At 66.8% G+C, this 11,867-nt stretch carries 12 protein-coding genes; 1 reads left to right on the plus strand and 11 read right to left on the minus strand.

Features of this window, described 5'->3' with window-relative positions; all coding sequences use genetic code 11:
• The 5 genes from lapB to cmk all read right to left on the minus strand — a co-directional run.
• Nucleotides 1-924 (minus strand): lipopolysaccharide assembly protein LapB (gene lapB / locus AC6EI8_RS09320; protein WP_498381796.1); only part of this gene is annotated, 924 nt, incomplete at its 3' end.
• Between the two features lie 3 nt (nt 925-927).
• Nucleotides 928-1,251 carry a LapA family protein gene (locus tag AC6EI8_RS09325; RefSeq protein WP_149317889.1) on the minus strand — a complete coding sequence of 108 codons (324 nt, stop codon included), beginning with the start codon at nt 1,249-1,251 and terminating at the stop codon, nt 928-930.
• Nucleotides 1,252-1,584: 333 nt separating this feature from the next.
• Complete coding sequence (locus tag AC6EI8_RS09330; protein WP_149317888.1) at nt 1,585-2,118, minus strand: integration host factor subunit beta; 534 nt, start codon at nt 2,116-2,118, stop codon at nt 1,585-1,587.
• Nucleotides 2,119-2,157: 39 nt separating this feature from the next.
• Nucleotides 2,158-3,852: a 30S ribosomal protein S1 gene (gene rpsA / locus AC6EI8_RS09335; RefSeq protein ID WP_149317887.1), complete on the minus strand. Its 1,695-nt coding sequence runs from the start codon at nt 3,850-3,852 to the stop codon at nt 2,158-2,160.
• Between the two features lie 167 nt (nt 3,853-4,019).
• Nucleotides 4,020-4,694 carry a (d)CMP kinase gene (cmk, locus tag AC6EI8_RS09340; protein ID WP_149317886.1) on the minus strand — a complete coding sequence of 225 codons (675 nt, stop codon included), beginning with the start codon at nt 4,692-4,694 and terminating at the stop codon, nt 4,020-4,022.
• 117 nt (nt 4,695-4,811) lie between these two features.
• Between cmk and AC6EI8_RS09345 the strand changes: the two genes are divergently transcribed.
• Nucleotides 4,812-5,054 (plus strand): DUF2061 domain-containing protein, encoded by a 243-nt coding sequence (locus AC6EI8_RS09345; RefSeq protein WP_149317885.1) that lies wholly within the window; start codon nt 4,812-4,814, stop codon nt 5,052-5,054.
• A 53-nt stretch (nt 5,055-5,107) separates the two neighbouring features.
• Here the strand turns inward: AC6EI8_RS09345 and aroA are convergent, their stop codons facing one another.
• From aroA to AC6EI8_RS09375, 6 genes are all read right to left on the minus strand, one after another.
• Complete coding sequence (gene aroA / locus AC6EI8_RS09350; RefSeq protein WP_498381797.1) at nt 5,108-6,412, minus strand: 3-phosphoshikimate 1-carboxyvinyltransferase; 1,305 nt, start codon at nt 6,410-6,412, stop codon at nt 5,108-5,110.
• Nucleotides 6,413-6,484: 72 nt separating this feature from the next.
• The gene (locus AC6EI8_RS09355) at nt 6,485-7,381 is read right to left on the minus strand and encodes a prephenate dehydrogenase (protein WP_226108268.1); all 897 of its coding nucleotides are present in this window, start codon (nt 7,379-7,381) and stop codon (nt 6,485-6,487) included.
• Between the two features lie 139 nt (nt 7,382-7,520).
• Nucleotides 7,521-8,636, minus strand: a complete 1,116-nt coding sequence (gene hisC / locus AC6EI8_RS09360) for a histidinol-phosphate transaminase (protein ID WP_265633379.1) — start codon at nt 8,634-8,636, stop codon at nt 7,521-7,523.
• Nucleotides 8,637-8,730: 94 nt separating this feature from the next.
• Nucleotides 8,731-9,882 (minus strand): prephenate dehydratase, encoded by a 1,152-nt coding sequence (pheA, locus tag AC6EI8_RS09365; protein ID WP_498381798.1) that lies wholly within the window; start codon nt 9,880-9,882, stop codon nt 8,731-8,733.
• An 82-nt stretch (nt 9,883-9,964) separates the two neighbouring features.
• Nucleotides 9,965-11,119: a 3-phosphoserine/phosphohydroxythreonine transaminase gene (serC, locus tag AC6EI8_RS09370; protein ID WP_226108269.1), complete on the minus strand. Its 1,155-nt coding sequence runs from the start codon at nt 11,117-11,119 to the stop codon at nt 9,965-9,967.
• Nucleotides 11,120-11,234: 115 nt separating this feature from the next.
• A complete protein-coding gene (locus AC6EI8_RS09375; protein ID WP_265633377.1) occupies nt 11,235-11,798 on the minus strand; it encodes a DUF2059 domain-containing protein in 564 nt (187 codons plus the stop codon).
• Nucleotides 11,799-11,867 lie beyond the last annotated feature (69 nt).

Below are 11,867 nucleotides of genomic sequence, written 5' to 3' on the forward strand. Positions count from 1 at the left end.
CTGCTCGCGCATCAGCGCGGCGGCGGCCGCCGGGCCGGCCAGTTCCAGTTCGGTGCGATAGGCGGTATCGAGCAGTTCGGGGGCAAGACCCGTCTTCAGCAGCCCGCGCAGCCATTCGAGTGCCTTGCCCTGTTCGCCCAGGTCGCGATACGCCTTGACCACGCGATCGGCCACCAGCGGCAGGTAGCTGGCGTCCTGGCGCTCGATGCCGAGCCAGTGGCCCAGCGCCGCGCCAAGATCGCCCGACGCCATGGCGACGTCGCCCAGCAGGATCGGTGCGCGCACATTCTTCGGATTCTCGCGCAGCGCCTGCTCGAGCCAGCCGATCGCCTCGTCGGCTTGCTTGCGCTGCAGCGCGTCCTGCGCCAGCTCGCAGCAGAACTGCGCGATCTGCACGCTGTAGTCCTGCTGGGTCGCACTCTGCAGCTCGCGCGCGGCGTCGATCGCCTTGCGCCATTCCTTCTCGACCTCGTACAGCTCCAGCAGCACGCGCTTGGCCGATGCGGCATAGGGACCCGACATCAGCGCGCGCAGCGCGTCCTCGGCGCGGTCCAGCAGGCCGGCGCGCAGATAGTCCTGGCCCAGTTCGTACAGCGCATGCTCGCGCTCGGTGTCGGGCAGATCGGGACGCGTGGCCAGGTTCTGGTGCACGCGGATCGCGCGCTCGGTCTCGCCGCGGCGGCGGAACAGCGCGCCCAGCGCGAAATGCAGTTCGGTGGTTTCGGGATCGAGCCGCGCGACCTCGATGAAGGCATCGATGGCCTTGTCCGGCTGCTCGTTGAGCAGGAAGTTCAGGCCCTTGAAATATGAGCGCGGCAAGGCGCCCTGCTCGCTGATCGCCTGCCGCAGGTCGAGGCGGGCCGCCATCCAGCCGAGCCCGAATACGAGCGGAAGGGCGAGCAGCCACCAGGTTTCAAAATTCATTGCTTAGACTTTCGGGCCGATTACGTTGTAAGGCGCCACGGCCTTGGAAGTCGACGCGCCGGCGCCATCGTCGACCGGCGTGCGTGCATTGCCGACCGCACGGCGCAGCCGGGCGATCTCCAGCCGCTGGCGCATCAGGCTGGGCGCCACCGAGATCAGTGCGGCCAGCGCGCCGAGCACGAAGGCGGCGAGCAGGATCAGAATCAGGGGCGCGCGCCAGACCGCATCGAAGAACAGCTGCAGCGACACATCGGCGGTATTGCGCAGGGCGAGCACGAACAGCAGCGCGAACAGGACGATACGGATAATCCAGGCGACAAGTTTCATGCGATTGACGAGGTGTCTGCGGCGGCGTGGCGGCGAAATGGCGAAGAAGGCGAAGAAGCGTCCGTGCGCGCGCCGGCTGTCGATATCCGAATGGCCAGCCGGCCGCGGGCGGCGGTTCCCCGGCATTGTAGCGGAATCGATTGGCGCACACGGCGCGATCAGGCCTGGCGATGCGGGCAATTTTCGGCGTCTCGTCGCGATACGGAAAGGTCACTCAGACCAGCCCGCCAGTGTCGCGGTTCCGTGCCTCGCCATGCGACGGGCATAAAAAAAGCGCTCCTTGCGGAGCGCTTTTCGATTTCCTCGCCGCTTCGTTGCCGAAGCCGCTGGAATTCAGGACTGCGCCAGATTCAGGCCGGAGCCTTCCTGCTGGACGCCGGTCATCGCGGTGCCTTGCGTCAACGAACCGGTCAACGAACCGGACAACGAACCGCGTTCGCCGCCCAGCGGGGCATGCCCATTGGCGGCGCCGCCGCCATTGCCGTTCAGCCCCAGCGCGGTGCCGTCGACACCGTTGCCATTGGCACCGTTGCCGCCGTTGCCGTTGACACCGTGATCGCCGTTACCGCTGCCGTTGCCGGCCGCCGGATTGCGATCGACCCGCTCACGCAACTCCTTGCCCGCCTTGAAGTGCGGTACCCGTTTCTCGGGCACCAGCACCCGCTCGCCGGACTTGGGATTGCGCCCCACGCGCGGCGGCCGGCGATTCAGTCCGAAGCTGCCGAACCCGCGGATCTCGATGCGATGGCCATCGGCCAGCGCATCGGACATCGCGTCGAGGATCGTTTTCACCGAGATGTCCGCGTCCCGCAGCAGCAACTGCGGAAAGCGGGCAGCCAGCTTTTCGACGAGCTCGGACTTGGTCATGGCATCCGCGCGTGAGTTGGACGGTCGCGATGGACGCGATTACTGGTTGTCCTGGCCCAGCTTGGCCTTCAGCAGCGCGCCCAGGTTGGTCGTGCCAGCCGTGCCGGTGTCGGCCTGGAACTTCTGCAGGGCTTCCTGCTGCTCCGCCGAGTCCTTGGCCTTGATCGACACGTTGATGTTGCGCGACTTGCGATCGATGTTGACGATCACCGCCGTCACCTGCTCGCCTTCCTTCAGCACGTTGCGGGCATCTTCGACACGGTCGGCCGAGATTTCCGAGGCGCGCAGATAGCCTTCGACGTCGTCGGCCAGCTGGACCACGGCACCCTTCGGGTCGACGGTCTTGATCGTCGCGGTGACGATCGAGCCCTTGTCATTGGCCGAGATGAAGTTGTTGAACGGATCGCCCGACAGCTGCTTGATGCCCAGCGAGATGCGTTCCTTGTCGACATCGATGCCCAGCACCACGGCCTCGACTTCGTCGCCCTTCTTGTACTTGCGCACGGCCTCTTCGCCCGACTCTTGCCAGGACAGGTCCGACAGGTGCACCAGGCCGTCGATGCCGCCCGGCAGACCGATGAACACGCCGAAGTCGGTGATCGACTTGATCTGGCCGGTCAGCTTGTCGCCCTTCTTGTGGTTGCGGCTGAAGTCGTCCCACGGATTGGCCTTGCACTGCTTCATGCCCAGGCTGATACGACGCTTGTCTTCGTCGATATCCAGCACCATGACTTCGACTTCGTCGCCCAGCTGGACAACCTTGGACGGGGCCACGTTCTTGTTGGTCCAGTCCATTTCCGACACGTGCACCAGGCCTTCGATGCCGGCTTCGATCTCGACGAACGCGCCGTAGTCGGTCAGGTTGGTGACCTTGCCGAACAGGCGGGTGCCTTGCGGGTAGCGGCGCGAGATGCCGACCCACGGATCTTCGCCCAGCTGCTTGACGCCCAGCGAGACGCGGTTCTTCTCCTGGTCGAACTTGAGGATCTTGGCGGTGATTTCCTGGCCAACCGACAGCACTTCGCTCGGATGGCGAACACGGCGCCATGCCAGGTCGGTGATGTGCAGCAGACCGTCGATGCCGCCCAGGTCGACGAACGCACCGTAGTCGGTGATGTTCTTGACGATGCCGTTGACGATGGCGCCTTCCTTCAGGGTTTCCATCAGCTTCTGGCGCTCTTCGCCCAGGGTCGCTTCCACCACGGCGCGGCGCGACAGCACCACGTTGTTGCGCTTGCGATCCAGCTTGATGACCTTGAATTCCAGGGTCTTGCCTTCGTACGGCGTGGTGTCCTTGATCGGACGGACATCGACCAGCGAACCCGGCAGGAACGCGCGGATGCCGTTGACCATCACGGTCAGGCCGCCCTTGACCTTGCCGGTCACGGTACCCGAGATGATTTCGCCGTCTTCCAGCGCCTTCTCGAGGTTCAGCCACGATGCCAGGCGCTTGGCCTTGTCGCGGGACAGGATGGTGTCGCCATAGCCGTTCTCGAGCGCGTCGATGGCCACGGAAACGTAGTCGCCGGCCTGCACTTCGAGTTCGCCCTGGTCGTTCAGGAACTCCTCCACCGGGACGAAGGCTTCAGACTTCAGGCCGGCGTTGACGACCACGAAATTGTGGTCGATGCGCACGACTTCGGCCGAAATCACCTCGCCAGCCTTCATATTGGAGCGGGCGACGGATTCCTCGAACAGTGCGGCAAAGGATTCGTTGTTTTGCAGGTCGGACATAAACGTAAGTTAGCAATCCGCAATACCGTGGCCGGCGCGACGATCACGCTCAGTCTGCCAGGGCAGCGGGGTCAGGTTGAACCATGCCGGCGGCCCGTTCCGCCTGCGGACGCGTTCGTTGTCGCGTTCGCTGCGGCCGGCTGCCGGCGCCCGATGGCGCGGCGCGGTCACCCCTGGGTCAGCGGACCCAGTTCGGCGTGCCACGCCAGCACCTGCGCCACCGCCTGATCCACCGTCATGTCGGAGGTATCGAGCAGTCGCGCATCTTCCGCGGGACGAAGCGGGGCGGCGGCACGGGAACGGTCCCGCGCGTCGCGTGCTTCCAAATCACGCAAAAGGTTTTCGATACTAGCAGAAATTCCCTTATCAATCAATTGTTTATAGCGCCTGCGGGCGCGTGCCTCGACGCTTGCGGTCAGGAACACCTTCAGGCGCGCGTCCGGGAAGATCACGGTGCCCATGTCGCGGCCGTCGGCCACCAGGCCGGGCAGCTTGCGGAAGCCCCGCTGCAGTGCCGTCAACGCATCGCGGACCGGCTGATGGACCGCCAGCGCCGAAGCCCGGTTGCCGATCGCCTCGGCGCGGATGGCCAGGCTCACCTCTTCGCCCGACAGCCAGACCCGATCCGGACCGAACTTGACATCGAGGCGACCCGCCAGGTTTGCAAGGGCCGGCACGTCGGACGCGTCGATGCCGGCGCGTTCGCTGGCCAGCGCCACCAGACGGTACAGCGCCCCGCTGTCGAGCAGATGGAAGCCCAGCGCGTCGGCGACCTTGTGCGCCACGGTTCCCTTGCCGGAGGCCGTTGGCCCGTCGATGGTGACGACTTCAGCGATAGTCATTTCTTATCAAGACAAAAGCAACGATCAATTTCTCGATCTAATTGAGAACCATTATCATTCTTCCATCGGTAGGGAGCGTCGATCCGCGGCTCCCGCAGACCAACGAGGCAATCTACCATGGCAAAAACCCTGTCGTTCGGCATCATGCACCTCGGCATCGCGTTCAGCGTGACCTATGCGCTGACCGGCAGCATTGCCATCAGCGGTGCCGTCACCTTCATCGAACCGGCCGTCAACACGGTGGCCCACTACTTCTTCGACCGTTACTGGGAGCAGCGCGAACGGCGCAAGGCAGCACAGGCGGACGCGCCGGCCGATGCCGGGCGTGACAGCGGGATGGCGATGGCGCCGGCGCAATAGGCCCGCCTGGGCCGCGCCAGCCGGCCCGGCGGCCCGGCCGCCCTGACCAGGATTCAGCGGACCACCTGGCCAAACACGTCGAAATAGTCGGGAAACGTCTTCGCCACGCAGCGCGGATCGTTGATGCGGATCGGCAAGGGCCCGAGGGTCGCCAGCGAGAAGCACATCGCCATCCGGTGGTCGTCATAGGTGTCGATGCCGTCGGCGGGCGTGCGCCACTGCGCCGGCGGCGCGATGCGCAGATAGTCCTGGCCGGCCTCGATGTCGGCGCCGAGCTTGCGCAGCTCGGCCGCCATCGCGTCGATGCGATCGGTCTCCTTGACGCGCCAGCTGCCGATATTGGTCAGCGTGGTGGGACCGTCGGCGAACAGCGCCGCCACCGCCAGCGTCATCGCCGCATCGGGAATATGGTTGCAGTCCAGCGCGATGCCCGTCAGCCGGCCGTCGTCGCGGTCGACGCCGCGCACCTCGATCCAGTTGGCGCCGGCCATCACGTTGGCGCCCATCCGGTTCAGCGCATCGGCGAACTGCACGTCGCCCTGGATGCTTGCCAGCCCCACCCCTTCGACCCGCACCGGACCGCCGCCGATGGCGCCGGCGGCCAGGAAGTACGAGGCCGACGACGCGTCGCCCTCGACGAAGATTTCACCGGGAGAGCGGTAACGCGCCCGCGCCGGCAGCACGAAGCGCGACCAGCCGTCGCGCTTGACCTCGATGCCGAAGCGCGCCAGCAGATTCAGCGTGATCTCGATATAGGGCTTCGAGATCAGCTCGCCCACCACCTCGATTTCGATGCGGCCGCCCGGCGCGTCGGCGAGCGGCAACGCCATCAGCAGCGCGGTCAGGAACTGGCTGGACACATCGCCGCGCACGCGGATCGGCCCGTCGATACGGATCTGGGACGGCTGCAGGTGCAACGGCGGATAGCCCTCGTTGCCGAGGTAGTCGATGCGCGCGCCGACCTGGCGCAGGCCGTCGACCAGATCGCCGATCGGCCGCTCGTGCATGCGCGGCACGCCCGACAACCGATAGTCGCCGCCCTGCAGCGCCAGCGCCGCGGTCAGCGGACGGATCGCGGTGCCGGCATTGCCCATGAACAGCTCGGCCGCCTTGACCGGAAACATGCCGCCGACGCCGGTGACCAGATGATCGTCGCCGTCCTTGCGCCATGCCACGCCCAGCGTCTTCAACGCGCCAAGCATCACGCGCGTGTCGTCGGAATCGAGCAGGTCGCGCACCCGGGTCTCGCCCTCGCTGAGCGCGGCCAGCAGCAGCACGCGGTTGGAGATGCTCTTCGAGCCGGGAAGGCGAACCGTGCCGGCGGCACGGGTGAAGGGGCCAAGCGTCAGATGTTCCATGGTCGGGCTACGGTCGGGACGGCATACGAAGGGCAACAAGGCAGCGCGGGTTGGCGGCAGGATCGGCCGACATCACGGCTCGACGTCCGCCGCGGCGGCGCGCTCGGCGCCCCACTGCAGCCGGGCCTGGCTGGCGCGGGCGAACACGCGTTCGAGCGCGTCGCCATTGCCGGCCTCGATCTGCGCCTTCAGATGGGCCAGCACCGACTGATAGGTATTGAGTTCGCGCAGCAGCGCCTCGCGATTGGCCAGGCAGATGTCGCGCCACATCTCGGGCGACGACGCGGCGATCCGCGTGAAGTCGCGAAAGCCGCCGCCCGCGCAGGCCAGCTTGAGCGCCGCGTCCTCGGCATTGGCGACCTGCGCGACCAGCGCATAGGACAGCAGATGCGGCAGGTGGCTGACCGCCGCGAACACCGCGTCGTGCTGCACGGCGGACATGATCTCGCAGACACCGCCGGCGGTCTCCCACATCGCGCGCACCGCCGCGACATCGGCCCGGCTGTTCTCCTGCAGCGGGCACAGCACGACCTTCTTGCCGTCGTAGAGATCGTCGAGAGCGGCCTCGACGCCGTTGAGCTCGCGTCCCGCGATCGGATGGGCCGGCACGAACTGCGCGACCTTGTCGCCGAGCGCGGTCTTGGCCGCCATGATCACGTCGGACTTGGTGCTGCCCGCGTCGGTGACGATGGTGCCGGGCTGCAGATGGGGCTCGAGCGCATGCAGCAGCGCGAAGGTCTGCGCCACCGGCGCGCACAGCACGATCATGCTGGCGCCCTGCGCGGCGTCTTCGAGCGAGGCGGCGCGGTCGATCACGCCAAGCGCCAGCGCGCGTTCCAGCGAGGCGGGAGAACGGCCGACGCCGACCACTTCGCCGACGACACCGGCACGTTTCAGGGCTCGGGCCAGGGAACCGCCGATCAGGCCGACGCCGACGATCACGACACGGGAAAAATGCAGGGCACTCACGACAGTACGCCGAGATCGGCGGCGGAAAGGAGGAAAACCGGCATTGTAGCCGGTCGCTGCGCGCAGGCGGGCGCCGGTGGCGCCGATATGGCAGACAGGGCGCCAGCGGCGCCCTGTCGGGAGTTGGACCGCGGCGCCCCTACTGCAGCGCGCGCTCCAGCGCTGCGATAAAGGCCGCGTTCTCCTGCGGCAGCCCGATCGTCACGCGCAACCACTGCGGCAGCCCATAGCTGCCGACCGGCCGCACGATCACGCCCTGCTTGAGCAGCGCCAGATTGACACGCGCGCCCGCCTCATTGTCGTCGCCGACACGGACCAGCACGAAGTTGCCGTACGAAGGCACATATTCGAGGCCGAGCCGATCGAATGCCGCCACCAGCTGCGCCTTGCCCTCGCGATTGAGCGTCGCACTCTTGCGCAGGAAGGCCTCGTCGCCGAGCGCGGCCACCGCGGCCGCCTGCGCCAGGCTGTTGACGTTGAACGGCTGGCGGATGCGGTTCAGCAGATCGGTCAGCGCAGGCTGCGCGACCGCATAGCCGACCCGCAGCCCGGCCAGGCCATAGGCCTTCGAGAACGTGCGCGAGACCATCAGGTTCGGATACCTGCGCACCCACTGCACTGACTCGTACTGGTCCTCGGGGTCCAGGTACTCGTTGTAGGCCTCGTCGAGCACCACCACCACGTCGGCCGGCACCTTCGCCAGGAAGGCTTCGATCTGCGGGGCCGGCAGGAAGGTTCCGGTCGGATTGTTCGGGTTGGCGATGAAGACCAGGCGGGTATCGGGCGCGATCGCCGCCGCCATCGCGTCGAGATCGTGGCCATAGTCGCGCGCCGGCACCTCGATCGCACGGGCGCCGATTTCCTGCGTCGCCAGCGCGTAGACCGCGAACGAGTACTGCGCGTAGACGATCGATTCGCCCGGCTTGACCAGCGCATGCGCGGCCAGCTCGAGGATGTCGTTGCTGCCGTTGCCCAGCGTCAGCCAGTCGGCCGGCACGTCGTAGCGGGCCGACAGCGCGGCCTTCAGCTCGAAGCCGTTGGAATCGGGATAGCGGCCCAGTTCGGCCACCGCGGCCGCCATCGCGGCCTTGGCCGACTCCGGCATGCCGAGCGGGTTCTCGTTGGAGGCCAGCTTGACGATGGTTGCCTCGTCGAGGCCGAATTCGCGCGCGACCTCGGCGATCGGCCGGCCCGCGACGTAAGGGGAAATCGCCCGCACATATTCCGGACCGAACTGCCTGCCCTGCTCTGCCATATCGACTCCTGATTGCCTTGCCTCGGCCCGCCGCGGGCCCGGTGTTCCACCTTGGGTTGTTCTGTCCGCAGTGCGCTGCCTGCCTGCGTGCGTGCTACTTGCTGGACGGATACGAGCCCAGCACCTTGAAGTACGCCGCGTTGGCGCGCAGCTGCTGCAGCGCGCGCTCGACCGCGGCATCGCGCTGGTGGCCCTCGATATCGACGTAGAAGTAGTACTCCCAGGCCCCGCTGCGCGCCGGCCGCGATTCGAAGCGGCACATCGACACGCCGTTGTCGGCCAGCGGCGCCAGCAGCTGGTAGACCGCGCCGGCCTTGTTCGGCACCGACAGGATCAGCGAGGTCTGGTCGCTGCCCGACGGCTCGGTCTCGTAGCGGCCGATCACCGCGAAGCGCGTGCGATTGTGCGGATCGTCCTGGATATGCAAGCGGATGATGTGCAGGTGATAGCGATTGGCCGCGGTCTCGGCGGCGATCGCCGCCACCGTCGGGTCCTCGCTGGCCATGCGGGCCGCCTCGCCGTTGCTCGACACCGCCTGCCGCTCCAGGTGCGGATAGTTGGCCGTCAGCCAGTGCTGGCACTGCGCCAGCGCCTGCGGATGGGCGCGCACCACGGTCACGCCCTTCATGTCGGGCGACGACGCCATCAGGTTGTGATGGACCTTGAGCGCGATCTCGCCGCTGATCTTCAGCGAGGTCTGCAGGAACAGATCGAGCGTGCGCGACACCGCGCCCTCGGTCGAATTCTCGACCGGCACCACGCCGTACTCGACGGTGCCGGCCTCGACCGCCCGGAACACCTCGTCGATGCTCGGGCACGGCACGCCGGCGACCTCGTGGCCGAAGTGGGCGTACAGCGCCTGCTCGGAGAAGGTGCCGGCCGGGCCGAGGAACGCGACTTCCAGCGGCTTCTCCAGGCCGCGGCAGGCGGACATCACCTCGCGCCAGATCGCCGCGACGCTGTCGCCGCGCAGCGGCCCGGGGTTGTTGCCCTGGACCTTGCGAATGACCTGCAGCTCGCGCTCCGGCCGGAACACCGGCGCGCCGAATTTCTTCTTCACCTCGCCGACGTCCAGCGCCAGCTGCGCGCGGCGGTTCAGCATCGCCAGCAGCTCGCGATCGACGGCGTCGATCTGCTCGCGCAGCGGCGCCAGTTCCACGGACAGCGCGCGCTCCTGCTCCTCGGTCGGCATGGCAGGCTGCTGGCCCTGGGCAGCGGCCGCAGCGTTTTTATCTTGGTTCGTCATGATGGAAATCCCGATTCGCCATCGATCGGCAGGCCACGCCCACGCAGGACCGTCTCGCCGCCGATGGCGCAATGGCCGCCGCTCAGGCGGCGCTGCGCTCGAACTCGCGCATATAGTCGATCAGCGCGGTGACACCCTCCAGCGGCATCGCGTTATACAGGCTGGCGCGCATGCCGCCCACCGACTTGTGGCCCTTGAGCTGGACCAGCCCGTTGGCGCGCGCGCCGGCCAGGAAGGCCTCGTTGCGGGACTCGTCGGCCAGGAAGAACGGCACATTCATGCGCGAACGGCAGCTCGGATCGATCTCGTTGCGATAGAAGGCGCTCTGGTCGAGGAAGTCGTAGAGCGCGCGCGCCTTGGCGATATTGCGCTGCTCGATGCCGTCCACGCCGCCCTGCCGCTTCAGCCATTTGAACACCAGCCCGGCGATATAGATCGCGTAGGTCGGCGGCGTGTTGTACATCGAATTGTTGTCGTTGACGATGCGCCAGTTGAACGCCGACGGGCACAGCGGATGCGCGTGGCCGAGCAGGTCCTCGCGCACGATCACGATGGTGACGCCGGCGGGGCCGATATTCTTCTGCGCGCCGCCATAGACCACCTGCACGCGCGACCAGTCGATCGGCCGCGACAGGATATGGCTCGACGCGTCGGCGACCACCACGCGGCCGTGGTTCTGGCCGATATCGGGCACTTCCTGGAATTCGACGCCGACGACGGTCTCGTTGGTGCACAGGTGCACGTAGGCGGCATCGTCGGACAGCTGCCAGCTCGCCGGATCGGGGATGCGCGCGAAGCGCTGGTCCACGCTGCTGGCGGCGATATGGCTGGCGCCGTAGCGGCGGGTTTCCTGCTCGGTCTTGACCGACCAGGTGCCCGTCACGATGAAATCGGCCTTGGGCCGCTCGGGGTTCAGGCGTCCGATCAGGTTCAGCGGGACGATGGCGTTCTCGCCGATGGCCCCGCCCTGCAGGAACAGGATGCGGAATTCCTTGGGGACGCGCAGCAGCTCGCGCAGATCGGCCAGCGCCTCGTTGTGGATCCCCTCGAACTCCTTGCTGCGGTGGCTCATCTCCATCACCGAGATGCCGGTGCCGTGCCAGGAGAGCATTTCTTCGGCTGCCTGCTGGAGCACCTCGGCCGGCAGCGTCGCGGGGCCCGGGGAGAAGTTGTAGACACGTTCGGCCATGGCGCGCTGCATCATGGCGGCAAGGGCGGGATTCTGGGGATCGTTCATGAACGGAAAGAAAAATGGCTGCTTGGGATAGCCCAAGCAGCCATTATTACCTAAAGACGCATTTCGTTGGCGCCCCGGCGTCGCCGAGGTGGCGCACCGGACGCCGGCGCCCGGCTTACTTCGACGCCGCGGTGACTTCCTTCTCGGCGGCGTCGCGCATCGACTTGCCAACCTGCGGGCCGTACTTCTGCATCATCGAGCCCCAGATTTCCTGGGTCGCCTTGCCCTGGTTGGCCATGAACTTCTGGCCGGTCGGCGACTTCAGGAAGGTGGTCAGGTCGCGGATTTCCTGGGCGGTGTAGTACTTGCCGAAGGCGTCATAGTGCGCCTTGATGGCGTCGTTCTTGAACGCTTCGGTGCCGAACTGCTTGCCGGCGCCATCGACCATGCGCTGCACCGCGCCGTTCTTCTTCAGCTTCTCGACGGCGGCCTGCTTCTGCGCGTCGCTCAGCGTCTTGTTCTCGACCAGCACCTGTTCGAGCACCAGCGGCGCTTCCTGCTTGGCGCCGGCCTGCCAGTTCTCGGCCTGGCCCTTGACGGCCTGGTCGGCCTGCATCACGGACAGCAGTTCCTTGATCGCCGCGGTCTTGTCCGCGTCCTGCGCGCGCGCATGCTGCGCGACCATCAAGGCCGGAACAAAAGCAGCCAGCACAGCAATACGTCGAGTGGTGTTGAGCATTATGACTCCCTGATGAATTCGTCCGGTTTAGTCCGGTAGCGACTGGCCTAGTTCCAGCGGCCGCGCCAT

It is taken from the genome of Cupriavidus sp. R6-3 (genome assembly GCF_059772245.1).